This window comes from Rhodanobacter sp. FW106-PBR-R2A-1-15 (genome assembly GCF_058789735.1).
On the sequence record NZ_JBYTEM010000022.1, the window covers coordinates 1 to 22,439 of the forward strand.

Annotated in this window: 22 protein-coding genes and 1 pseudogene; 11 read left to right on the forward strand and 12 right to left on the reverse strand. The window is 63.3% G+C overall.

Translation table 11 applies throughout. The features are described 5' to 3' along the window. Window positions 1-171: 171 nt before the first annotated feature. The 3 genes from AC3WTD_RS12020 to AC3WTD_RS12030 all read left to right on the forward strand — a co-directional run bounded on the left by AC3WTD_RS12020 (window position 172) and on the right by AC3WTD_RS12030 (window position 2,005). A complete protein-coding gene (locus tag AC3WTD_RS12020; protein WP_492613925.1) occupies window positions 172-966 on the forward strand; it encodes a thymidylate synthase in 795 nt (264 codons plus the stop codon). 122 nt (window positions 967-1,088) lie between these two features. Beyond that, window positions 1,089-1,577: a dihydrofolate reductase gene (locus AC3WTD_RS12025; protein WP_008438579.1), complete on the forward strand. Its 489-nt coding sequence runs from the start codon at window positions 1,089-1,091 to the stop codon at window positions 1,575-1,577. After that, window positions 1,577-2,005, forward strand: coding sequence for an NUDIX domain-containing protein (locus AC3WTD_RS12030; RefSeq protein ID WP_492613926.1), 429 nt, complete (start codon window positions 1,577-1,579; stop codon window positions 2,003-2,005). The genes AC3WTD_RS12025 and AC3WTD_RS12030 overlap by 1 nt, the downstream gene beginning before the upstream one ends. A gap of 90 nt (window positions 2,006-2,095) precedes the next feature. Here AC3WTD_RS12030 and coaE read toward each other — a convergent pair whose 3' ends face one another. The 5 genes and pseudogenes from coaE to pilB all read right to left on the reverse strand — a co-directional run bounded on the left by coaE (window position 2,096) and on the right by pilB (window position 7,517). After that, on the reverse strand, window positions 2,096-2,716 hold the full coding sequence (coaE, locus tag AC3WTD_RS12035) for a dephospho-CoA kinase (RefSeq protein WP_492613964.1): 621 nt from the start codon (window positions 2,714-2,716) through the stop codon (window positions 2,096-2,098). Then, window positions 2,713-3,570, reverse strand: a complete 858-nt coding sequence (locus AC3WTD_RS12040; protein ID WP_027493031.1) for a prepilin peptidase — start codon at window positions 3,568-3,570, stop codon at window positions 2,713-2,715. The genes coaE and AC3WTD_RS12040 overlap by 4 nt, the downstream gene beginning before the upstream one ends. Before the next feature lie 124 nt (window positions 3,571-3,694). Further along, window positions 3,695-3,973 (reverse strand): annotated as a pseudogene (locus AC3WTD_RS12045) (endonuclease domain-containing protein); the annotation flags it as partial. Between the two features lie 402 nt (window positions 3,974-4,375). Further along, the gene (locus tag AC3WTD_RS12050; RefSeq protein ID WP_492613927.1) at window positions 4,376-5,647 is read right to left on the reverse strand and encodes a type II secretion system F family protein; all 1,272 of its coding nucleotides are present in this window, start codon (window positions 5,645-5,647) and stop codon (window positions 4,376-4,378) included. A 145-nt stretch (window positions 5,648-5,792) separates the two neighbouring features. Next, window positions 5,793-7,517, reverse strand: coding sequence for a type IV-A pilus assembly ATPase PilB (pilB, locus tag AC3WTD_RS12055; protein WP_492613928.1), 1,725 nt, complete (start codon window positions 7,515-7,517; stop codon window positions 5,793-5,795). Window positions 7,518-8,159: 642 nt separating this feature from the next. Here pilB and AC3WTD_RS12060 point away from each other — a divergent pair. Both AC3WTD_RS12060 and AC3WTD_RS12065 read left to right on the forward strand, forming a co-directional pair. Further along, a complete protein-coding gene (locus tag AC3WTD_RS12060) occupies window positions 8,160-8,402 on the forward strand; it encodes an AbrB/MazE/SpoVT family DNA-binding domain-containing protein (RefSeq protein WP_027493027.1) in 243 nt (80 codons plus the stop codon). Next, complete coding sequence (locus AC3WTD_RS12065) at window positions 8,399-8,794, forward strand: type II toxin-antitoxin system VapC family toxin (RefSeq protein ID WP_492613929.1); 396 nt, start codon at window positions 8,399-8,401, stop codon at window positions 8,792-8,794. The genes AC3WTD_RS12060 and AC3WTD_RS12065 overlap by 4 nt, the downstream gene beginning before the upstream one ends. Window positions 8,795-8,949: 155 nt before the next feature. Here the strand turns inward: AC3WTD_RS12065 and AC3WTD_RS12070 are convergent, their stop codons facing one another. Together AC3WTD_RS12070 and AC3WTD_RS12075 are read right to left on the reverse strand one after the other, a co-directional pair. Next, window positions 8,950-9,258 carry a HepT-like ribonuclease domain-containing protein gene (locus AC3WTD_RS12070; protein WP_492613930.1) on the reverse strand — a complete coding sequence of 103 codons (309 nt, stop codon included), beginning with the start codon at window positions 9,256-9,258 and terminating at the stop codon, window positions 8,950-8,952. Between the two features lie 206 nt (window positions 9,259-9,464). Beyond that, window positions 9,465-9,755 carry a nucleotidyltransferase family protein gene (locus AC3WTD_RS12075; protein WP_027493024.1) on the reverse strand — a complete coding sequence of 97 codons (291 nt, stop codon included), beginning with the start codon at window positions 9,753-9,755 and terminating at the stop codon, window positions 9,465-9,467. Window positions 9,756-10,086: 331 nt separating this feature from the next. Between AC3WTD_RS12075 and AC3WTD_RS12080 the strand changes: the two genes are divergently transcribed. The 6 genes from AC3WTD_RS12080 to AC3WTD_RS12105 are packed head-to-tail and all read left to right on the forward strand — an operon-like array spanning window position 10,087 to window position 15,785. Then, a complete protein-coding gene (locus tag AC3WTD_RS12080) occupies window positions 10,087-10,941 on the forward strand; it encodes a glycosyltransferase family 2 protein (RefSeq protein WP_492613931.1) in 855 nt (284 codons plus the stop codon). Beyond that, window positions 10,934-12,094, forward strand: coding sequence for a glycosyltransferase family 4 protein (locus AC3WTD_RS12085; RefSeq protein ID WP_027493022.1), 1,161 nt, complete (start codon window positions 10,934-10,936; stop codon window positions 12,092-12,094). Before AC3WTD_RS12080 ends, AC3WTD_RS12085 begins: the two co-directional genes overlap by 8 nt. Window positions 12,095-12,143: 49 nt before the next feature. After that, complete coding sequence (locus tag AC3WTD_RS12090) at window positions 12,144-12,857, forward strand: class I SAM-dependent methyltransferase (RefSeq protein WP_255324877.1); 714 nt, start codon at window positions 12,144-12,146, stop codon at window positions 12,855-12,857. Next, on the forward strand, window positions 12,854-13,921 hold the full coding sequence (locus AC3WTD_RS12095) for a glycosyltransferase family 4 protein (protein WP_081666624.1): 1,068 nt from the start codon (window positions 12,854-12,856) through the stop codon (window positions 13,919-13,921). Before AC3WTD_RS12090 ends, AC3WTD_RS12095 begins: the two co-directional genes overlap by 4 nt. Window positions 13,922-13,932: 11 nt before the next feature. Then, window positions 13,933-14,934: a class I SAM-dependent methyltransferase gene (locus tag AC3WTD_RS12100; protein WP_037089869.1), complete on the forward strand. Its 1,002-nt coding sequence runs from the start codon at window positions 13,933-13,935 to the stop codon at window positions 14,932-14,934. Continuing rightward, window positions 14,934-15,785 (forward strand): glycosyltransferase family 2 protein, encoded by an 852-nt coding sequence (locus AC3WTD_RS12105; protein WP_492613932.1) that lies wholly within the window; start codon window positions 14,934-14,936, stop codon window positions 15,783-15,785. The genes AC3WTD_RS12100 and AC3WTD_RS12105 overlap by 1 nt, the downstream gene beginning before the upstream one ends. On the opposite strand, the gene AC3WTD_RS12110 is transcribed toward AC3WTD_RS12105, so the two are convergent. The 5 genes from AC3WTD_RS12110 to AC3WTD_RS12130 all read right to left on the reverse strand — a co-directional run bounded on the left by AC3WTD_RS12110 (window position 15,782) and on the right by AC3WTD_RS12130 (window position 22,333). After that, a complete protein-coding gene (locus AC3WTD_RS12110) occupies window positions 15,782-17,032 on the reverse strand; it encodes a lipopolysaccharide biosynthesis protein (RefSeq protein WP_051257587.1) in 1,251 nt (416 codons plus the stop codon). The genes AC3WTD_RS12105 and AC3WTD_RS12110 overlap by 4 nt on opposite strands. Beyond that, the gene (locus AC3WTD_RS12115; protein WP_051257586.1) at window positions 17,029-19,014 is read right to left on the reverse strand and encodes a tetratricopeptide repeat protein; all 1,986 of its coding nucleotides are present in this window, start codon (window positions 19,012-19,014) and stop codon (window positions 17,029-17,031) included. The genes AC3WTD_RS12110 and AC3WTD_RS12115 overlap by 4 nt, the downstream gene beginning before the upstream one ends. Then, complete coding sequence (locus AC3WTD_RS12120) at window positions 19,014-20,987, reverse strand: tetratricopeptide repeat protein (protein ID WP_492613933.1); 1,974 nt, start codon at window positions 20,985-20,987, stop codon at window positions 19,014-19,016. The genes AC3WTD_RS12115 and AC3WTD_RS12120 overlap by 1 nt, the downstream gene beginning before the upstream one ends. Before the next feature lie 114 nt (window positions 20,988-21,101). Beyond that, window positions 21,102-21,545, reverse strand: a complete 444-nt coding sequence (locus tag AC3WTD_RS12125; protein WP_492613934.1) for a pilin — start codon at window positions 21,543-21,545, stop codon at window positions 21,102-21,104. Between the two features lie 344 nt (window positions 21,546-21,889). Beyond that, window positions 21,890-22,333 (reverse strand): pilin, encoded by a 444-nt coding sequence (locus AC3WTD_RS12130; RefSeq protein WP_492613935.1) that lies wholly within the window; start codon window positions 22,331-22,333, stop codon window positions 21,890-21,892. Between the last annotated feature and the right edge of the window lie 106 nt (window positions 22,334-22,439).

Below are 22,439 nucleotides of genomic sequence, written 5' to 3' on the forward strand. Positions count from 1 at the left end.
CCCGGTTCCCCCGATGATCAGTCGGGAATGCTCGACCCTGACAGGTCGGACATCAAGACCTAAGGAGCGCACCCTGTCCACAAGGGACTTCCTTCGGTCGTGCGCGATGGCTCTTCGTCACGTGGCGGAAGAGCATCGCGCACAGGGTGCGCTCCTACCTATACTAAGCGGATGCGCGCTTATCTCGACCTGCTCCGCCATGTGCTCGACCACGGCACCGAAAAGACCGATCGCACCGGCACCGGCACGCGCAGCGTGTTCGGCTGGCAGATGCGTTTCGACCTCAGCGAAGGTTTTCCGCTGGTCACCACCAAGAAGCTGCACCTCAAGTCGATCGTGCACGAGCTGATCTGGTTCCTGCGCGGCGACACCAACATCGCCTACCTGAAAGAACACGGCGTGCGCATCTGGGACGAATGGGCCGATGCGCATGGCGAGCTCGGCCCGGTTTACGGCCGGCAGTGGCGCGCCTGGCCCACCGCCGACGGCAAGGCGGTGGACCAGATCGCCTGGGTGGTCGACGAGATCCGGCGCAACCCGGACTCGCGCCGGCTGATCGTCAGCGCGTGGAACGTGGGCGAGCTGCCGAAGATGGCGCTGATGCCGTGCCACACCATGTTCCAGTTCTACGTGGCAGACGGAAAACTCAGCTGCCAGCTGTACCAGCGCTCGGGCGACATCTTCCTCGGCGTGCCGTTCAACATCGCCAGCTACGCGCTGCTCACCCACATGATCGCGCAGGTCTGTGGCCTGGGCGTGGGCGACTTCGTGCACACGCTGGGCGATGCCCACCTGTACAACAACCATCTGGAGCAGGCGCGACTGCAGCTGGGCCGCGAACCGTTGCCGCTGCCGCGGCTCGAACTCAATCCGGCGGTGCGCTCGGTCTTCGATTTCCGCTACGAGGACATCGCGATCGAGGGCTACCGCGCGCATCCGGCGATCAAGGCGGCCGTGGCCGTGTAGCCACGGCGCAGGAACGTGCGGCGCCGGCACCTCGGCCCGCCTGTTAAGATCGGGCGTCGACGGCGGCGTCATTCGCGGACGCTGGCTGTCCCACTGACCATCCAGCCTTCCAAGGATTCGCCATGGCCATTTCGCTGATCGCCGCACTCGACGAAAACTTCGCTATCGGCCGCAAGGGTCAGCTGCCCTGGCACCTGCCCGACGACCTGCGCTGGTTCAAGCAGTTGACCACCGGCCGGAACGTGCTGATGGGCTATCACACCGCGCTGTCGATCGGCCGCGCCTTGCCGGACCGGGTCAACCTGGTGCTGACGCGCCGCCACGAGGCGCCGTACCCGGGCCAGATCACCGTGCGTTCGATCGAAGAAGCGCAGGCGCGTTGCGACAATACCGGCCTGATGGTGATCGGCGGGGGCATGGTGTTTGCCGAGGCGCTGCCGCGCGCACGCCGCATGTACCTCACCTGGGTCGGCGCCGCGGTCGACGGCGCCGACGCATTCTTCCCGGGCGTGCACTTCAGCGACTGGACCGAGGTTTCCCGCGTGCACCACAAGGCCGATGCCAAACACGCCTACGACTTCGACATGGTCGAGTATCTGCGCAGCGCCTGATGCCTGCTTCCGTGCCATGTGCGGTGATGCACGTGATGGCCGGGTTGCTGCGCGACGCCGACGGCCGCGTGCTGCTGGCGCAGCGTCCGCCCGGCAAGCACCTGGCCGGGATGTGGGAATTCCCCGGCGGCAAGCGTGAGCCGGGCGAGACGCCGCTGGCGGCGCTGGCGCGCGAGCTGCGCGAGGAGCTGGGCGTCACCCTGCAGCACGCCGAACCGCTGATCGCGCTGCCGTGGAATTACGGCGAGCGCGAATTGCTGCTGGATGCCTGGCGGGTCGAGGCGTGGCTCGGCGAGCCGCGCCCGCTGGAAGGGCAGGCGCTGCAATGGCAATTTCCCGCCCTGGTGGACGTGGCCATCCTCACCCCGGCGGACCGGCCGATCCTGCAAACCTTGATTCAGGCGCGCCGCACCGCAGAGCACCGGTGAGTAGGAGCCCGCTTGCGGGCGATGCTCTTCCGAATCCCGAATCCCGAATCCCGAATCCCGGCTTTAAAAGCATCGCCCGCCAGCGGGCTCCTACCGGTGTTGTGCCAGAGCCAGGTAGCGGCGGTGCAGCTCGGCGACAGCGTGGTCCAGCACACTTTCGTCGCCGTTGTTCTCGATCACGTCGTCGGCCAGCGCCCGGCGCTCGGCGCGGCTGGCCTGATGCGCCAGCATGCGGCGAGCCAGGGCTTCGTCGATGCCGTCGCGGTCGATCAGGCGCGCGAGCTGCACCGGTTCGGGGGCGTCGACCAGCAGCACGCGGTCGACCCAGCGATAGTGCTCGATGTTCTCGGCCAGCAAGGGAATCGCCAGCAGGCAATACGGCCCGCGTTCGGCCAGCGCGCGTTGATGCAGCCAATGGCGTACGAGCGGGTGGATGATCGCCTCCAGCGTCCGGCGCGCGGCGGGATCGGCGAACACATGCCGGCGCATCGCCGCGCGATCCAGCCGACCCGCGTCGTCGAGTACGCCGGCACCGAAGGCGTCGACCACCGCGGCCAGTCCGGGCGTGCCCGGCTCGATCACCTCACGGGCGGCCACGTCGGCATCGTGCACGTGCACGCCCAGCGTCTCGAAACGCCGCGTCACCGCGGTCTTGCCGGCAGCGACGCCGCCGGTCAGGGCAACCACCATGGCCTGCGGACGCTGGGTCATCGCAGACCGGTCAGTTGCATGTAGCCCTGCAGCAGATCCGCGCCCGCCACGAACCAGACCCAGCCGGCCGCGGCGAGGAACGGGCCGAACGGCATCGGGATCGCGCGCTCGTGTCGGCGCAGCGCAATCAGGGTGCCACCGACCAGCGCGCCGATCAGCGAGGACAGCAGGATGATCGGCAGCAGCGACACCGGCCCCATCCATGCGCCCAGTGCGGCAAGCAGCTTGAAGTCGCCGTGGCCCATGCCTTCCTTGCCGGTCAGCAGCTTGAACGCCCAGTACACGCTCCACAGGCTCAGGTAGCCGATCGCCGCGGCCAGGATCGACGCCGGCGCGGTGACGAACATCGGCAGCAGCGACAGCAGCAGGCCCAGCCACAGCAGCGGCAGGGTGAGCTGGTCGGGCAGCAGCTGGGTGCGGAAGTCGATGCCGGCCAGCGCGATCAGCGTCCAGGTCAGCACCAGCCCGGCCAGCGCGGCCCACGAGGGGCCGAACTTCCACACGATCACCGCACTCAGCACGCCGCTGAGCAGTTCCACCAGCGGGTACTGCAGCGAGATCTTCGCCTGGCAGTAGCGGCAGCGCCCGCGCAGCAGCAGCCAGCCGAACAGCGGTATGTTGTCCCGCGCCGACAACCGGTGCTTGCAGTGCGGACAGTGCGACGGCTCGCGCACGATACCCGGCGGCAGCGGCGTGGCATCGGCCTGCAGCTCCAGCACGTCGCGCGCTTCCTGCCGCCACGCCGCCGCCATCCGCTCGGGCAGGCGCAGGATCACCACGTTGAGAAAGCTGCCCACCAGCAGGCCGAGTACGCCGGCCAGGGCGATCCACAGGGCAAACGGAAGTTCGGGCATGGTCGGCCTTTAAAGCCCCTCCCCCGTTGGGGGAGGGGTTGGGGGAGAGGGTACGGTCCCGCGCGACCGTCAAAATCGCCTCAAGCACCGCGTCGATTTCCTGCAACGCCTGATTGTCCCAGAATCTCAGGACAAGCAAACCCTGGCGTTCGAGGGCCTGCGTGCGCGTCCTGTCGATTTCTTCGCTGTGTTGCGAGCCATCGAGTTCGATGACCAGTTCGAGTTCGTCGCAGTAGAAGTCCACGACGTAGGGCGGTATGGGATGTTGACGGCGAAACTTTAATCCGCCCAGACGTCGCGCGCGCAGGTGGTACCACAGCTTGTGTTCCGCATCGGTGCCTGCGGTTCGCAGCGACTTCGCCGTATTGAGCGTGCGCGTGGGTAGTGGCGGCTTGGGATTCATCGCTCGAGCGTACCCTCTCCCCAACCCCTCTCCCGATGGGAGAGGGGCTCCAAAGCGGGTGCGGGATTTCCGATTCGAGGGGAGAGGGGCTCCAAAGCGGGTGCGGGATTTCCGACTTGAGGGGAGAGGGGCTCCAAAGCGGGTGCGGGATTTCCGATTCGAGGGGAGAGGGGCTTCAAAGCGGGTGCGGGATTTCCGATTCGAGGGGAGAGGGGCTCCAAAGCGGGTGCGGGATTTCCGACTCGAGGGGAGAGGGGCTCCAAAGCGGGTGCGGGATTTCCGAAAGCCCCTCCAAAGCAGGTGCGGGGTTTCTGAAAGCCCCTCTCCCTTTGGGAGAGGGGTGGGGGAGCGGGTGCGGGTTCGCGGCGATGCTCAACTCCCAGGCGTCAGCAACGCCAGGAATCAGAACGTGCCGGCGAGCTTGAAGATCGGCAGGTACAGGGCTACCACCATGCCGCCGACCAGGGTGCCCAGCACCACCATGATGATCGGTTCGAGCAAGGTGGAGAGGGTGTCGACGGCGTTGCTCACCTCTTCCTCGTAGAACTCGGCCACCTTGAACAGCATGTTGTCCAGCGCGCCGGATTCCTCGCCGATCGCGGTCATCTGCACCACCATGTTCGGGAACAGGCCGGTCTGCTTCATCGCCAGCTGCAACTGGTGGCCGACCGAGATGTCGTCGCGCATCTGCTTGACCGCGTCGCCATAGACCACGCTGCCGGTGGCGCCGGCTACCGCGTCCATCGCCTCCACCAGCGGCACGCCGGCGCGGAAGGTCACGCCCAGTGTGCGGGCGAAGCGGGCGATTGCCGAGTTGCGCACGATGCTGCCCATCACCGGCATCTTCAGCGACATGCGGTCGAGGAAGTGGGCGAACTTCACCGAGCGTTTCTTGGCAATGACGATCGCGGCGATGCCGCCGCCGATCAGGCCGACGACGATGAACCAGTAGCTCTGCATGAACTCCGAGGCGGTCACCAGCAGCTGGGTGGGGGCCGGCAGCTGCGCGCCGGCGTCCTGGAAGGTCTTGGCGAACACCGGCACCACGAACAGCAGCATGATCAGCACGACTATGAACACCACTGCCAGCACCATCATCGGGTAGAACAACGCCTTCTTGATCTTCTTCTTGATCGCCTCGGTGCGTTCCTTGTAGGTCGCGACGGTGTCCAGCACGGTGTCGAGCACGCCGGAGGCCTCGCCGGCCTTCACCAGGTTGCAGTACAGCTCGTCGAACTGCACCGGGTAGCGGCCGAGCGCTTCATGCAGCGACGAGCCGCCCTCGATGTTCTGCTTGATGTCGGTGAGGACGTTCTTGAAGCGGACGTTCTTCTGGCCGTCGGCGATGATGTCGAAGGCCTGGATCATCGGCACGCCGGACGCCATCATGGTGGCGATCTGGCGGCTGAAGATGGCCACGTCGCCCGGCTTGATGGTGCTGCCGGTGGAACCGAACAGCGGCTTGGCGCGCTCGCGCACGGTCTGCGGGTTCATGCCCTGGCGGCGCAGCTCGGCCTTGACCAGCGTGGCGTTCTTCGCCGGCATGTCGCCCTTCATGCGCTTGCCGCGCTTGTCCAGCGCAACCCACTCGTAGGTGGTCAGCTTGCTGACTTCGGCCCGCTGGGCACCGAGCTCGCGCGCCTTGTTGATGTTGGTTGCGGTAGCCGTGGCCATGCGCATCTTCCCCCAGTGATCCAGTCCCGGAGCCGCCCCGTGCGGGCAGCAGACAAGGTATTTGGTACAGCTTATGCCAATTTGGCGGCACCAAACCGTGGTGGCGGACGCAAGTTTGGCGCGACGGAGGCTCCGGAACCGCCGCTCATTCCTTGGTGACGCGGTCGATCTCGATCAGGCTGGTCAGGCCCTGCTTCACCTTGAGCAGGGCCGATGCGCGCAAGTCGTTGATGCCGGCGGCCCTGGCCACCTCGGCGATCTGCAGCGCGTTGCCGCCCTGCAGGATGATCTTCTGGATCTCCTCCAGCATCGGCATCACCTGGTAGATGCCCACGCGGCCCTTGTAGCCCTCGTTGCAGCTGTCGCAGCCGACGGCCTCGTAGATGGTCAATCCGGCGTCGATGTCGGCCTGGGTGAAGCCGGCGTCCAGCAGCACCTTGGGCGGCAGCTCGACCGGCTTCTTGCAGTCGTGCAGGCGTCGCGCCAGGCGCTGGGCGATGATCAGGCTCACCGACGAGGTGATGTTGTACGGCGCAATGCCCATGTTCATCAGGCGCGAAACGGTCTGCGCAGCGTCGTTGGTGTGCAGGGTGGAGAGCACCATGTGGCCGGTCTGCGCCGCCTTGATCGCGATCTCGGCGGTTTCCAGGTCGCGGATCTCGCCGACCATGATCACGTCCGGGTCCTGGCGCAGGAACGAGCGCAGCGCGCTGGCGAAGGTCATGCCGCGCTTCACGTTCTGCTGCACCTGGTTGATACCCTCGACGCGGATTTCCACCGGGTCCTCCACCGTCGAGATATTGCGCTCGGTGGTGTTGAGCATGTTCAGGCCGGTGTACAGCGACACCGTCTTGCCCGAGCCGGTGGGGCCGGTGACCAGCACCATGCCGTACGGCTTGTGGATGGCGTCGACGTAGAGCTTCTGCTGGTCCGGCTCGTAGCCGAGCTTCTCGATGCCCATGCGGGCCGAGGAGCCGTCCAGGATGCGCAGCACGATCTTCTCGCCGAACAGCGTGGGCAGCGTGCTCACGCGGAAGTCGATGGCGCGGGTCTTGGACAGGTTGAGCTTGATGCGCCCGTCCTGCGGCACGCGCTTCTCGGCGATGTCCAGCTGCGCCATCACCTTGATGCGCGAGGAGATGCGGTTGGCCATCTTCATCGGCGGGCTGGACACCGCCTTGAGGATGCCGTCCATGCGCAGGCGCACCCGGTACTGCGTCTCGAACGGCTCAAAATGGATGTCCGAGGCGCCGCGGCGGATGGCGTCGATCAGGATCTTGTTGACGAACTTCACCACCGGCGCGTCGTCGTTCGCGTTCGCGTCGATGCCGCTGCTCGACTCACCCTCGTCCTCGCCGCCCTCGATATCCAGCTCGTCCAGCTCGCCGCCACCCATGTCGGGCATGGTGTTGCGCATATTGTTGAGCAGGCTCTCGATCACCCGCTGCAGCGAGTCGCGCTCCACTAGGATCGGTTCCACCATGCAGTTGGAGTGGAACTTGATCTCGTCCAGCGCATGCGACTGCATCGGGTCGGCGATGCCCACGAACAAGCGCTTGCCGCGACGGAACAGCGGCAACGCCTGGTGCTTGGTGATCAGCGCCTCGCTAATCAGGTCCAGCGGCATCGTGGCAGGGTTCAGTACGGCCACATCCATCATCGGCATGCCGAATTCGGCCGAGGCGACCCGGGTCAGTTCGGTGCTGTCGACCAGGTTGTGGTCCAGCAGCCAGGCACTCAGCGAGGCCTTCTGCTGGTTGCTGTCGAGCATGGCCTTGCGGACCACGTCCTCGGGCATCACGCCCTCGGAGACCAACCGGCGGGCCATGCCGGACAGGCCCACAAGTGACGGCTGCAATTGAGATGACATAAACGACTCGACCTAGCCCCTGTATGTGGTTGAATCTACCGCAGTCTGGCGCGCAGGTCACCCATTCCCTGCAGGCTTGGTCCGGCATGGTGGTGCAATGCACAACAACTCCGCAAGCCGGTTCCCTCCTTAGGTTTGCATGGGGTCGCCAAACTCGGCTCCTCCCCCTGTGCGCAGGCACTCCACGCCCGATTCCTCCCACGCCCGGCTCCTCCCCTGCGTGCAAGCACTCCACGCCCGGTTCCTCCCCTGTGCGCAGGCATTCCACGCCCGGTTCCTCCCCTATGCGCAGGCATTCCACGCCGGTTCCTCCCCCTGTGTGCAGGCATTTCACGCCGGCTCCTCCCCCTGCGTGCAGGCATTCCACACCGGTTCCTTCCCCTGCGTGCAGGCATTCCACGCCCGGTTCCTCCCCCTGCTTGCAGGGGGAGGTCAGGAGGGGGTAAGGCTCTTGATCTCCCACCCCAAGCCCCCGCAAACCTCCCCAGCAACACCAACGGCGCGCGGCCATCACGCCACCAGCTGATTTCCAGGATCCGCACATTCCACGCCATGCGGCGCAGCCGATACGCCCGGCCAAACCGCCTTGCTCGCGCAACGAACCTTCCTTGCAACGAAGTAAGGATCTTGAAGGAGAAGACCATGACCACCGCCAGCGTTACCAGCAAAGGCCAGATCACGATCCCGGTTGCCGTGCGTGAGGCCATGCACGTGCGTGCGGGGGATCGGGTGGAGTTCGTGGAAATCGAGCCGGGCCGGTATGAGTTCGTCGCCGCCACGCACCCCGCCACCGCACTCAAGGGCATGTTCGGCAAGGCGTCCAAACCGGTATCGATCGAGCAAATGAACGCCGTGATCGCTGCAGCGGGTGCAGCGGCGAAATGATCGGCCTGGATACCCATGTCCTGGTGCGTTACATCATGCAGGACGATGCAGCGCAGTCGGCCAAAGCCTCGACCCTGCTCGACGCGCCGACCGTCGAGGCGCCCGGCTGGATTTCGATGATGTCCGTGATCGAATTGGTCTGGGTGCTGGGTGCGGCGTATGGTCTGGATCGCGCCCAGCTCACCGAAGCACTGGAAGCCCTGCCGCGCACCAGGGAGTTGATCGTGGAGCGTGCCGAGGTCGTCTGGAAAGCGGTGCGCATTTACCGCGGCTCCACAGCCGATTTCGCCGATTGCCTGATCGCATGCGCCGCCACGCCTGCCGGCTGCGAACACACCATGACCTTCGACCGCGGTGCCGCGAAACATGCAGGCATGCGCCTGATGACCTGAGGTCTGGCCGGATGGCCGGCTGCGGGTGCAGGGCGGGCACCGCCCGCCGGCTCCGGTTTCATGGCAAGCGCGCGGCAAGAGCGGCGGACTGTGTCCGCCCTACGAATCGCGGGTGTAGGGCAGCCACTGCCCGCCGCTTTAGCTGTGTAAAGCCGTCAGTTGTCGCGCAAGACCTGCTGGCTCAGCTCAGTCAGCGATTTCTGCAGTCTGGGGAGGTCGCGTTCCAGCGTTTCCCATACGACATCCATGTTGATGTCGAAATAGCCATGTGCCAGCCGGTTGCGCATGCCGCGCATGCTGTTCCACGCGATCTGCGGGTGCGTCAGCGTGAATTCCGGATATCTGTCCGCCAGCTTCGTTGCCGCTTCGCCAGTGATCGGGATATTCATGACCACAGCTTGCTGCGTTCGTCGATCAGCAAGAAAAGTCGCCTTGTCCATGCCTTCGACATGGCCACACGCCAACTCGATGTCTGATTTTGCTCGTCATCCCAGCGAGGTGACTTTCAATAGTCGAAGGCTGCTCAAGCTGGGATCCAGCGCCTCCAAGCTGTTGAACGCAAAGGCGCTGGATTCCTGCCTTCGCAGGAATGACGAGCAAGAAGTCGGTTGATCAGACCTTCACTAAAGCATGTGGCTTATATAGTCATGTTGCCGAAAACTCCCAGCAGTCACAGTGGAACCGCTTCGCTGACCACCTTGTCGCGGAAGCGTGGTGGAAGATCACCGGGCGTCACCACATCCACGACAACCCCCAGGGATGACTGCAGCACAAACTGGATGGCGCCCATATCCAGCAGCGTGGTTTCCGGTGTCGGGTCGATCAGTAGATCCAGATCGCTGCCCTCCGTATCCTCGCCGCGCATGGCCGAACCGAACAGCCGCGGGTTGACCGCCCGGTGTGCGGCGACCACGCTTCGAATCTCATCGCGTCGGAGTCGGACAATATCGGAGGGTTTCATCGGCCAGCTTCCAGATCGAATCTGCGGTCAAAAGCATACGTCAAAAAAGACGATGCATCGTCCAGGCATGCACGGCGTCTCTTGAAAGGGCGCCCCTTATTGCCCAATACGGCACCAGCACAGTAGGGCGGGCACCGCCCGCCGGCTCCGGTTTCATGGCGAGCGCGCAGCAAGAGCGGTGGACAGTGTCCGCCCTGTGAATCGCGGGTGCAGGGCGGGCACCGCCCGCCACCAAGCCGCGCCTCGATGAAGCCCCGAAACCCCAACCCCGTCCGCAACCCACGCCCGGCCTTCACGCTATGATCCCCTCTCCATCCGGGGGAGCCGCCTGTTGAACCGCCTGAGCATCATCCTGCCCGCCAAGAACGAGGCGCCCGCGCTGACCACACTGCTGCCGCGCTTGCGTGCCACGCACCCGGAGGCCGAGATCATCGTGGTCGATGACGGTTCCACCGACGACACCCGCGGCATCTGCGAGAACGGCGGCGTGCAGTGCCTGTCCTCACCGTACTCGATGGGCAACGGCGCGGCGATCAAGCGCGGCGCCCGCGCCGCCACCGGCGACATCCTGGTGTTCATGGACGGCGACGGCCAGCACGATCCGGCCGACGTTGCCCGCCTGCTGGCGAAACTCGACGAGGGCTACGACATGGTGGTCGGCGCCCGCGACTGGGGCAGCCAAGCCGGTGTGGGTCGCGGCCTCGCCAACACCCTGTACAACTGGCTGGCTACCCGCATGACCGGTCACCCGGTGCTGGACCTCACCTCCGGCTTCCGCGCCGTGCGCGCGGACAAGTTCCGCGAATTCCTGCACCTGCTGCCGAACGGCTTCAGCTACCCCACCACCAGCACCATGGCCTTCTTCCGCAGTGCCTACCCGGTTGCCTACATCCCGATCAAGGCCGCCCAGCGCGTTGGCAAGAGCCACATCAGGCCGATCAAGGACGGCATCCGCTTTCTGCTGATCATCTTCAAGATCGCCACGCTGTATTCGCCGCTGAAGCTGTTCGTGCCGGCGAGCGGGCTGTTCTTTTTGCTGGGGTGCGTGAACTATGCCTGGACCTTCGCGCACGAGGGCCGCCTCACCAACGGCAGCACGCTGATGTGGAGCGCGGCAGTGATCGTGTTCCTGATCGGGCTGGTGTCGGAGCAGATCACGGCGTTGACGTACCGACGTGATGCATGACGGCAGCGATCCGCGCCGAGTGGCGTTGCTGGTGACGCGAAACTTTCCACCGCTGCTCGGTGGGATGGAGAAGGTGAATCAGCATCTGCTGGCTGCACTGCAGCCGGTTTGGCGCACGGCACTGTGCGGACCGTCTGGATGCGCCGGGTATGCCCCATCACAGACCGAAGTGATAGAAAGCAGGGTCAAGCCGCTGCCGATATTTTTGGCAGCGACTTTATGGCGCGCCGTCCGGTTGGCATGGCGCTGCAAGCCGGAATGGGTCATTGCCGGAAGTGGCCTCACCGCACCAATCGCCTGGTTGGCGGCGAAGTGTGTCGGTGGCAGGGCGATCGTCTACCTGCATGGGCTCGACATCGTGGCGCCGAGCCGGGCGTACCAGCGGCTTTGGCTACCCTTCATTCGGCGCTGCGACCTCGTCCTGGTCAACAGCGCCAACACGGCGCGGCTGGCGACAGGTCGCGGCGTGGCAGCTGGTAAATTGCGCGTGCTGCATCCGGGCACCGATTTGCCGACGCTGGATGCTGCCGCGGCCAGCGATTTCCGTCAGCGCCACGGTTTCGCACAGCGCCCTCTGCTGCTTTCTGTCGGTCGGCTGACCGAGCGCAAGGGGTTGGTGGAATTCGTGGCGAAAGCCTTGCCCGCGATTGTTGCCAGGTATCCCAATGCGTTGCTGACGGTGATTGGCGACGAAGCCAGCGATGCGCTGCATGCACGGGCGGGCTCGGAGCGCGAACGCATTCTTGCTGCGGCCCGGATCGCTGGCGTCGAGCAAAACCTGCATTTCCTCGGTCGCTGCGATGAGGCAACCCTCGGCGCGGCGTATCAGGCCGCCGATATGCATATCTTTCCCGTGCGTGACCTGCCTGGCGATGTGGAGGGCTTTGGCATGGTAGCGCTGGAATCGGCAGCACACGGCTTGCCTACCGTTGCCTTTGCGGTCGGTGGGGTGCCCGATGCCGTGCATGACGGGCAGACCGGTATCCTGGTCGAACCTGGCAATTATGTCGCGCTGGGTGAAGCGGTGATATGGCAACTTGCCCAGACGCGCGAAAGTGCGACTATTGCTGCCTGTCGCGAGTTTGCAGCTGGCAAGGCATGGTCGATTTTCGATGAACGTACGCGCAGCCTCCTGGGTACACCGTATGTCTGAGGCTTCATCCAGTGACCAAACCCAGGAGGCTGGTCACAGCACACCAGCGGTGCGCCAGCCCCACGCCGTGCTCGACCTTCCATCGCGGCGCTTCAAAGGCCTGAAGATCGAACGTCTGCTGGATTTGGCCAATCGTGCGCAGCCGATACGTATGCTTGAAGTCGGTACGGGCTCAGGCGGCATCGCCCATTACTTTGGCACACATCCACAGTTGCGCTGCGAGGTGGATGCCGTGGACGTCCATGACAACCGCCTGGTCGCTGAGGGGTACCGCTACCACCAAGTGCACGACACTGGACTGCCATTCGCCAACCAGTCCTTCGACGTCGTGTTGAGCAATCATGTCATCGAACATGTGGGTGACGAACAGGCGCAGCGCGCCCACTTGGCGGAACTGCGCCGCGTGGTGCGCTCTGATGGCGTGGGTTACCTCGCTGTACCCAACCGCTGGATGCTGGTCGAACCGCACTACAAGCTGGTCTTTCTCAGCTGGCTGCCACATGCGTGGCGCACGCAGTATTTGCGTGCGATGGGTAAGGGCGAAATCTATGACTGCGAGCCGCTACGGCTGGGACAGCTGGAGAAGCTGCTCGCAGATGCCGGCTTCAGATATCGCAATCTCTGTGTTGACGCATTGCGGGCCACGTTCGAGATCGAACGCCCCCAGTCAGCGGCGACAAGCGTGCTGCGTAGCATCCCAGATGGATTGTTGATGCCTTGGCGTCGGATCATCCCGACCCTGATCTACCGGTTCTGGCTATGACAACCGCACCAGAAAAAAAAAGAGGATTGAGGGTCTGGCTTCCTGCAATTTGTGCCGGAAGCGGCGCTGATGTGTTCACGTTGCGATTGGCTGACGCACTGGAAAGGGCGGGACATGAACCTCTGCTGCAGTGGTTTGATCATAGTTACGAGTTGATGCCTTGGCGTTTGAAGCGAGTAGAGGCCCCACTGGGCATCGATTTGGTGCATGCCGGTAGCTGGCAGGGTTTCTCGTTCAAACGTTCCGGAATTCCGCTGGTAGTGACCGAGCATCAATATGTCGCCAATCCGGCGTTTGCACCGTATCGCAGTTTGCCACAAGCGCTTTATCACCGTGCTTTCTGTGAGCGCTGGGCCAGGCAGTCTTACCAGGCAGCCGATGCTGTCGTGACCGTCAGTAAATACTGTGCTGCTGCCATGCGAGTTGATATGGTCAAGCCCATCACGGTCATTCATAACTGGGTTGACACCGAACTGTTTTCGCCTGCGTGCACCACAGCTGAGGGGGAGACAGGGCGTGCGGTGGCAGGGCAACCGTTCAAGCTGCTTTTTGTGGGCAACCCTTCGCGCTGGAAAGGCGCCGATTTACTCCCCGCGATTGCGTCAAAGCTCGGGTCTGGATTTGAGATTCATTGCATCAGTGGACTGCGTACAGGATTCAATGTCGAGGAATTACCAAGAAACGTGAAGCTACTGCCGCGCGTGGAACCAGCAAAGATGCCCGCCATCTACCAGTCGGTGGACGCAGCGTTGGTACCTACGCGCTATGAGGCGTTTGGTTACGTTGCCCTCGAAGCAATGGCGTGTGGCTTGCCGGTTGTCGGATTTGCCAGCTCCGGTACGGCCGAAGTCTGCCAGCATGGGAAGACGGCTTTGCTGGCGCCAGTAGACGATCTTGATCAATTGGTTCGTTATGCGAAACAGCTGGCGCAGAACTCGTCGCTATGCGCGCAGCTGGGCGCGGCAGGGCGTCGGCGCGCGGTCGAATGTTTCGGAGAGGCCAGGGCAATTGCAGCCTATGCAAATGTTTATCGATCTGTGCTTGATAAAGGGTCTGCTTTGTGAATGATCGGCTCATGGCGAGTGAATGGCGTATCGACGAGCTGCAAACAGTGGCCACATGCCCTGCATGCGGTGCCGCACCGGGTGAATACCGATACCAGCAATTGCATGACTATCTCGAAAGCGTGCCTGGCGAGTGGTCCCTACGAGATTGCCGCGGCTGCGGCAGCCTGTTCCTTGATCCCAGGCCTACGCCGCAAGCCATAGGCAAGGCATACGCGTCGTATTACACGCATCGTTCGGGTGCGACGACGTATGAGGATGACAATGGTCATTCGTTGCTCTGGAGGCTTGCTAACGGTTACATGAATGCGCGCTATGGGCCGCAGCGGTTGCCTGCAATCGCTGCAGGCCGTTTCATGATTCCGCTGATACCTGCGCTGCGACAGCAGCTCGACTTCTTCTATCGGGGCTTGCCCCGCGTCAAGGGGCGCCTGCTTGATGTGGGTTGCGGCAACGGCGTGTTCCTGCTGCGGGCCAGAGCGGCTGGCTGGAATGTTGCCGGGGTTGAGCCGGATCCACTGGCTGTAGCGACTGCACGCCTGGACGGTTTGGACGTTTTCGAGGGAACACTGGATTCCTTTTGCGATGCGCAACGATTCGATGTGATCACGTCATCGCATGTGATCGAACATGTGCACGAGCCGCGAGCGCTCCTGAAACGCATGTTTGATCTGTTGCGCACCGACGGAACCATCTGGCTCGCCACGCCTAACGTACAGAGCATGGGGCACAGGTGGTTCGGGCGTGCCTGGCGTGGCCTGGAGCCGCCTCGGCATCTCGTCGTATTTTCCGCACAGGCGTTGCGTGGCTTGCTGACGAAAGTTGGCTTCACGGATATCCGCTTCCATCGTCGCGGACGCGGTGCCGCATACATCCTCCGCGCATCCCGTGAATTGGCCCGGCGTAAAAGGAGTGATGCTCGAGGATTGCCGCCGGGCGTGGTGGATTTGATGGCGTCCTTGTCAGCGACTGCCGGCGAAGAATTGGTCATCACTGCCCGCAAGCCATGCTGATGGGCAGGCAGATTACCGGGCTTTTGCTCAACTACCGCGATGCCGTGCGTAGCATTAGCTGCATCCATTCGCTGCTCGGGCAGGGTATCCAGCATGTTGTCGTATGGGACAACTCGGCCGATGGAGGAACCTCTGCAGCGGCGATCGCTGCCGCATTTGTTCATGATGCGCGTGTCGATCTGCATGTGAGTGCTGCCAACCTCGGGTTCGCGGCAGGGGTCAACCGCGGACTGGAGCATTGTCGCCAACGGTATCCGGGCGCCTGGGTGCTGTTGATCAACAACGATGCCCGCTTGCTGCCGGGTGGGCTGACCAAGCTTGTCGATGCGCTTGTTGCGAATAGCAACGCGAGGATCGCCTATCCCGATATCGACCATGCTGGGCGTGTTCTGGGCCCGGCATACTGCCATCGGTTGACCGGCCTGCTGTCGTGGCGGGCGCGCCGCGGCTACTTTCCCTATGCAAGCGGTTGTTGCCTGCTGGTGGCTATCGAGCGGGTCGCTTTGCCGCTGTTCGACGAGGACTTCTTCATGTACGGCGAGGACTGGGAGCTGGGTTGGCGGCTCGCTCAGTTGCCGGATGCGATGGCGTATGTGCACGAAACACTGGTCGAGCATGACGGCTCGGCGAGCAGCGGACTGGGGTCCGCGTTCTACGAGATGCACATGGTCGCCGCGCACCTGATCCTGGCACGCAAGCTTGCACGAAATCGGGTGGAGACAGGCATCCTGCTGGCATCCCGCACGTGCATCCTGGTGGCGCGCGGGGCGATCCGCTCGATCCGCTTCCGTTCGCTGGTGCCGTGCAAGGCTTTGTGGCATGGCGTACGGATAGCATCAGGACGTCGCTAGAAAATCCCGCCCATTGCCACGTGGTTTGCGAGGCGGCGGTGTACCAGCCACCAGCCAATCAGCGCCATGCTTGTTTCGGCGATGACGAGAGCCACGGCCAGTCCGCGGATACCATAATGCGGCGCCAGCGCCAGCATGCTGCCGACCAGAAGCAGGATGCCGGAGAGCTCGAACGCCATACGCTCCAGCGGCTTGCCCAATGCAACCAGCACGGCACCAGCAGCCAGTCGCAGCGAGAGCAAGGGTGCAACCGCGGCCAGCCACGGCATCAACTGGGCCATGGCCACGAACGACGTGCCGAACAACCACGGCAGTAACGGACTGCATAGTGCCAACAACAGTCCACTGGCGAGGCCCCAGGCCAGTGCCAGCAAGGCGATCAGGCCGATCAGCCGCTGCCCTTCCCGGGTGGGTGTGTGCGCGTGTCGAAACAATCGGGGCAGCGATGCCAGCAACATGGCAGTCACTGGCATCACCGTGGCCGCCATAACGCGTGCCGTGGCCGCGTAGATGCCCGCGTCGTGTGCACCAACCAGGCGAACAGCAATGATCTTGTCCAATTCGGAGGGGTTCGCCGCAACCAGATTCATTGCCGCATACGAGGCGCCGTCGCTCAGCTCCTCTCGGGTGGCACGGCGTGGGCGCCAATCCAGTGTCACGAGACGGCTGGTGATCCACAAGCCCAGCAGCAAGCCGAGCAGCGACGCGAGCAGCTGGAAGAAGACATAGGCCGAAAGCCGTTGTCCATCTGGCAAGAGGAAGCAAGGCAATACCGCAAGCACTCTTAGGCCCAGCGGCAGCCATTGCACGCATTGACTCAACGGTACCCGTTCGCGCGCCTGCAAGGCGAAACTCAGCAACATGGTGAACGGCGTCAACAGCAACTCGGCCGCACCCATCGCTAGCAGGACGTGCAGTGGAAGCGCCGGCCGGGTAACAAAGCTGGCAACGACGATATAGAAGGCCAGCAACAGCAGTCCGAACAATACCGTCATCGGCCACGCATAACGCCATACGGCGGCCGTGCCGTTGGCGTCGTGCGCGTTCCGGGCCAACATCACGAAGCCGGCGCCGAAATTGGGCAGCAGGCCCAGCACCACGGCCAGTGAAGCAGCGGCGGCGAAGCTCCCGTAAGCACGCGGTCCGAGCAATCGCGTAAGCAGAACCAGGACCACCGCCTGGGTCATTACCCGCAGCCCGAGCATGACGCTGGTCTGCAGACTGCTGCGCGCGAGTGGGCCTTTCAATGGGTGCTCATTGATGGGACGGGTGCGGACAAATCGGATAGTTGCGTACGCAATTGGTCCAGAGTGTTGGTCAGGCGACCGCCGATATTCAACCGATCCAATCGTTCCAAGGCTTTTTCGGCTTCGGTCTTGCGGCCCCGCGCGGCCAGCATACGAATCAAGGTGATCTGATAGGCGGGTTCGTTCGGGCTGGTCTTCACCGCTTCCTCAGTCATCCGCTCGCCCAGCACATGATCCCCAAGCGCGTTCCATGCGTAGTCGCCATACGTGGCCAACAGGCGAGCGCTGGAGTGGTCATGTGACAGGGCGGCGAGGAAGGTGGCGGTCATCCGCGCGGGAGACAGATTGCAGCGGCGCTCATTCATGCACTGGGTCAGCGCCCCTAACGAACTTTCATCCTGGACGCCTGGCTTATGGGTCCTGAGCTTGATGATCATGCTGTCCCACCACGCCTCCTTGATCGGCAGCCCCATGCGCGCATTCATGAAAATCAGCGCCTGCTCCGGAAGAATCGATGAGTTCGGCAGCGCGGCAGCTTTTTCCAGCGGTGCGTAGGCCAGTTTTGTGAAAGGTGAAGCGGGATCGTAGTGCGAGTAGATGATGTAGGTGCGCCCCAGTTCGTACTGGGCCCGCGGCGACTGTGGTGCGCGCACGGCGAGGTCTTCCGCCAGGCGCAGCGGGTTGCCCCAAGCGTAGGCGGTAAGGGCCGCCAAGACGGTCCAGCAAAGCATCAGCCCGGCCAGCAGCACATATCGCGGCAACGCGAACAGGGACGATTGCGGCATGGCGAGTAGCGGCACGGTCGCCAGCAGTAGACCGAAGCTTGCGAAGTAGTTGCGATGCTCGTAGATCAGCTCCAGCGGCAGGATGGTGCCGGTGAGCAACTGGCAGCTGAGAAACAGTGCGATACCGAGTGCCGCCAGCGGTCTGCAGGGGCGCAGCCACAGCATCAGTGCGACCAAGGCAGCAAGAAAAACGATGCTGACCAACGTGCTCCAGGGGGAGAGCAACCCGGTCGAAACCCGGAAGTCGTCGTGATAGAACGACAGGGCGCTCGGTGTGGGCAGCAGGGTCCACGCGATGTAGTCGACGACAATGCGTGCTTCGCTGAGCAGGCGGGTGCCCAAGGTGAAATCGCGCGCGGCCCAGGTTTCTGGTCTCAGCACACCGGGCAGGAGCCAGGCCAGTCCCGCGATCATGGGCAGGGCGAGCACCAGCAGGAACAGGCCGATCACGCGCAGGTCGGCGCGTTGCGGCGACGACGCATCATGCTGTGCCTGTATTGGCCTGCCGAAACGAAACAGCGCCCATTCGACCAGGAGTGCGTACAGGGGAAGCATCACCGCGGTTTCCTTGGCGAGGATACCGAGGGCTGTCGGTATCGTGATGCTCGCTGCGCACAGGATGAAGCCTCTCCAGGTTTCGCCGCCTGCACGATCCGAGAGGTAGCCGAGCATGCGGCGGCGGCCCGCCACGTAGCCGAGCAACCCCAGCAGCACGAACAGGTTGGCCATGCTTTCCATGCGCTGCACCACGTACAGCACGGCGGTGAGGTTGATCGGCAACAGCATCCAGCCAGTGGCGATCAGTGCCGCAATGAGCGGAGTGCGCAGATGCCGGCCGGAGGGATCGGATCGCAGCAGCGCCATCGACAGCAGATACACCAGCCAGCCGTTCAGCAGGTGGATCAGCAGGTTGGTCAGCTTCATCCAGTACGGATCGAGGCCGGTGGTCAAGTAGTTGACGGCAAAGCTCAGCGAGGCCAGTGGCCGTTTGAAGTCACTCGCCGGTGAGGAAAGTGCAGCACCGACCAGCGACGGGATGCTGGCGTCGTGCGGCTGCACGCCCTTGTTGTCGACGATGTTGGGGTAGTCGTCGAACAGGAAGCCGCCGGAGAGTCCCGGCCAGTAGATGGCCAGGGTGATGGCGAAGGCGCCAAGCAGTGTCAGGAGGCGCCACGGCGGGCGGCGAAGGAGGTCCATCAATCTGACGTGCCTGCTGGAGAGGTGTGGCCGGAAGTATTCATGGAGTCCGCCCTGGCGTCGAGCGCGAGTTGTCGGCGCAGGTGATCCAGCTCGTGGGGCCAGTAGTGCTGGTGTTCGAGTACCCAGGCGTGCAGCCATGGCATGCCGAAGCCGGGCTTCATGGCATTCCCGCGAACCGTTTCGTAGTGGTCGAGCAGACGCAAACCGTGCGACGGGTAGCCAGCACGCCCCAAGGTCGCAGCGGCTTCGAGGGCCATGCCAGGCCGCACCTGCAGGTTGAGCGCACGGGTGAAATCGGCCAGGGCCTCGTCCGGTCGGCCCTGCGCGAGTGCGATCTTGCCACGCAAGTAGGTCAGATCCTGTTGAGGGCCGGCGGCGGACAGTTTTGGGTTATCCAGCCCGGTGTCGATCAGTTGCTGCAGGCCTTGTGCGGTCAGCCCAGGGCATCCGCCCGACATCGCCGCCGGCAGGGTGCGTTCGAACCAGTTGGCGAACAGGGTGCCGGTATTTGGCGTGCCCTGCATGGCGAGCTTCGCTGCGTCGAGATCGTCAGCCGTGATGCCGCCGATCATGCAGCGCGCACCGATCAGGTTGAAAGCGAGTTGCACCTGGTTTGGCTGATCTACGAGCAGTTTTTCCAGGCGACGTACGGCGGCTTGCGGTTGTCCGGCCCGCATCTCGATCTGCGCGGCATTGGTCTGGGCGCGCGCTGAATTGGGGTTGATCGTGGCCCAGAGCAAAGCCTGGCTATGCACGTTGCCCCACAGCTCGGCGCGGGTGTGGGTAATCCAGGCCAAGCCTAGCGGCAGAGCCAGCATCAGGGTGTACTTGAGTAGTCGCAGCTTGCGCGCATTGGCCAGCCACAGGCCGAGTGGCCAGAACATCAGCAAGGCAGGCAGGTAGTTGCGGTGCTCGAAATAGAGCTCCAGCGGTATCGAGGTGGATTCCAGCAACTGGCCGGCGAAGTAGAACAGTATCGCCAAGGCGAGTGCGGGATATCGCCGGCGTTGCCACCAAGCCAGTCCGATCAAGCCGAACACGGCCAACATGGCGGGTAGAGTGGTGATTGGCTGCAGCCACGAGATCGAGGCGACGTACTGGTCGTTGAACAGGCCGCTGGAGAACGGGCGCGGCAGCCACAGTAGCTGGAGGTAATCCAGTAACACGCGCGGCTCGGTGAGCAGGCGCTGGCCGATGCTCCACGGGCGATTGCCTACCGGGCCACCAGTCAACATGCCGTTGATACCGACCCAGCACAGGTAAGAGAGGAGGGCGATGGTAGGGATGGCGCCGAACAATATCAGAGTGAGGCGATGTGCCTGCTTGGCGCGATCGAAGACTATAGGGTGCCGCGGTGCGAGCACGATCGCCTCGACCAGCAAGGCGAGCACCGGCAGCAAGGCGCCGTTGGCCTTGGCCAACACCCCCAGCATCGTGAAGCCTCCCAAGCCTAGCATGCTCCAAGTCAGGCCGGCCGCGGTTTTGCCCTGGGTCAGCAGGTGGCGGCCATGCAGCCAGAGCAGCAGGCCGGCCATGGTGCAGGTGGCAGGTAGCATGGCCTCGCGTTGCACGATGTACAGAGTGGTGGAAACCAGCAGGGGATGCAGCAGCCAGAGCGCGGCCCCCAGCACGGCGGCTGTCCGGCTGCGCCGATCTTCATGGCCCAGCAGGCGACCCAGTCGGGCCAGCAAGACGCAGAGCAGGATCCCATTGAGTAGGTGCAGGACCAGGTTGGTGCGCTTGAGCGAGAACGGATCCGCGGGCCAGTCATGGGTGTCAAGCAGGAACGTCAGTAGCGTCAGTGGGCGCCCCGTGGGGTCGGCGATGCCGGAAGTGATGTAGCGCCAGAATGTCGGCCAGTTGTCCACCGGACCGCTGGCTCCCAGCGTCGGCAGGTTACCGAAATCGTCGAACAGAAAACCGCCGTGCAGGCCCGGGCGATAGGCCCAGATGGCGATGGCGAGAGTCACACCAGTGAGTAGCAGGTTCAGCAGAGTGCCAGCACGAGATCGCATAACGGTTCCAGGTCAAAAGAGAAGGGCCGCACAGGGCGGCCCTTCGGGATCATCGCTTGAAGAATGCGATTACTTACGGCACGAGGTCGGCAGGTACTTCACGTTGATAGTGGTGTATGTGGTGTTCGCACAGGTCCACTCGGTCGAGCCGGCATGGGTGATCGCCGACAGGCCGAAGAACAAGCCAGAGATGTTGGTGTTTGCTTTGTTGCCGAATGTTACCTTGATGATGCCGCGATTACTGGTGGCATCAACTGAGGTCACATACTTGCCCTTAATGTCGGTCGCGAGAGGAAGGCCGGCCGATGCCTGGACACCAGGGAATGAGCCAAGGTTGGAGTAATACTCGGAGATCGCTGTCTTGGAGCCATCAGCCAAGGTCGCAGCTTCAGACACCTGCGAACGAACCAAGTAGTCCTGGTAGGCCGGGATGGCGATCGCGGCGAGGATCGCGATGATCGCGACCACGATCATCAGTTCGATCAGGGTAAAGCCTTTCTGCACGTTCTTCATGGTGGTTCCTCTGTTTTGGTTAGCTAACCGTGTGATGCCCCCTGAACCCCGGTCCCGTAATCCCCCTAGGCGGGATCGGACCCCATTCGCATGGTCGGAACGACCAGGAAGCTCGCGGCAAAGTCAAGCAGTATGTATGCCACGTTTGCCGCAGGTGTATTCCCTCATACATGTAGGCGCTGGGATTGTGCCCGTCGTCACGAAAGCCCGCAAGCAGTGCCGAGGATGCCCTCGTGGATTCGAAAATTGTGATCCATGTGCTGCGATGCCGGCCTGTCCCGAACAGGCCGAAAGTGACGTTGGTTGTCAGTTTATGTATGTGCTGTGGCGATTCGTGCTTGCGGCTACTGGCGGCAGGAAGAGGGTAGGTACTTCGGATCCAGCGTACTGGCTGAGCAAGACCAGGCGATGCTGCCGGCGTGGGTGACGGGTGAAAGCAGCAGGTATATGCCGCCGCCGTTGATATGGGTGTTGGCTTTGGTTCCCTGATAGAGCACCTTGATGGCGCCACCCGTCACGTCTACGTTGGATACATAACTGCCCCCAATCGATGTATTTTTGGCGAGGCCTGCAGACTGGTTGTTTGATGGGAACCGCCCGGTGTTGGAGACGAAATCCCATACCGCGGACTTGGCTCCGTCCGCCAGGCTCATGCCCTCGGTGACCTGGGTACGAATCAGGTAGTCCTGATAAGCCGGTATGGCGATAGCAGCGAGGATCGCGATGATCGCCACGACGATCATCAGTTCGATCAAGGTGAAACCGGCGGAAATACGCTGGCGCAGCATGGTGGACTCCCCTGTGAGTACACCGGGACACGCACGTTTTGTACCAATAGTAATTTGACAATGTGCGCTTCATCACGCTTGCGGCGAGCGAGGGCAATCTTTCTCC

Coding starts and splice junctions, on each gene's coding strand:
- AC3WTD_RS12130 (WP_492613935.1), bottom strand. CDS start 22,333: ATGCTGCGCCAGCGTATTTCCGCCGGTTTCACCTTGATCGAACTGATG.
- AC3WTD_RS12115 (WP_051257586.1), bottom strand. CDS start 19,014: ATGGACCTCCTTCGCCGCCCGCCGTGGCGCCTCCTGACACTGCTTGGC.
- AC3WTD_RS12050 (WP_492613927.1), bottom strand. CDS start 5,647: ATGGCCACGGCTACCGCAACCAACATCAACAAGGCGCGCGAGCTCGGT.
- AC3WTD_RS12065 (WP_492613929.1), top strand. CDS start 8,399: ATGATCGGCCTGGATACCCATGTCCTGGTGCGTTACATCATGCAGGAC.
- coaE (WP_492613964.1), bottom strand. CDS start 2,716: ATGACCCAGCGTCCGCAGGCCATGGTGGTTGCCCTGACCGGCGGCGTC.
- AC3WTD_RS12030 (WP_492613926.1), top strand. CDS start 1,577: ATGCCTGCTTCCGTGCCATGTGCGGTGATGCACGTGATGGCCGGGTTG.
- AC3WTD_RS12040 (WP_027493031.1), bottom strand. CDS start 3,570: ATGCCCGAACTTCCGTTTGCCCTGTGGATCGCCCTGGCCGGCGTACTC.
- AC3WTD_RS12020 (WP_492613925.1), top strand. CDS start 172: ATGCGCGCTTATCTCGACCTGCTCCGCCATGTGCTCGACCACGGCACC.
- AC3WTD_RS12075 (WP_027493024.1), bottom strand. CDS start 9,755: ATGAAACCCTCCGATATTGTCCGACTCCGACGCGATGAGATTCGAAGC.
- AC3WTD_RS12100 (WP_037089869.1), top strand. CDS start 13,933: ATGGCGAGTGAATGGCGTATCGACGAGCTGCAAACAGTGGCCACATGC.
- AC3WTD_RS12105 (WP_492613932.1), top strand. CDS start 14,934: ATGGGCAGGCAGATTACCGGGCTTTTGCTCAACTACCGCGATGCCGTG.
- AC3WTD_RS12095 (WP_081666624.1), top strand. CDS start 12,854: ATGACAACCGCACCAGAAAAAAAAAGAGGATTGAGGGTCTGGCTTCCT.
- AC3WTD_RS12060 (WP_027493027.1), top strand. CDS start 8,160: ATGACCACCGCCAGCGTTACCAGCAAAGGCCAGATCACGATCCCGGTT.
- pilB (WP_492613928.1), bottom strand. CDS start 7,517: ATGTCATCTCAATTGCAGCCGTCACTTGTGGGCCTGTCCGGCATGGCC.
- AC3WTD_RS12125 (WP_492613934.1), bottom strand. CDS start 21,545: ATGAAGAACGTGCAGAAAGGCTTTACCCTGATCGAACTGATGATCGTG.
- AC3WTD_RS12085 (WP_027493022.1), top strand. CDS start 10,934: ATGCATGACGGCAGCGATCCGCGCCGAGTGGCGTTGCTGGTGACGCGA.
- AC3WTD_RS12025 (WP_008438579.1), top strand. CDS start 1,089: ATGGCCATTTCGCTGATCGCCGCACTCGACGAAAACTTCGCTATCGGC.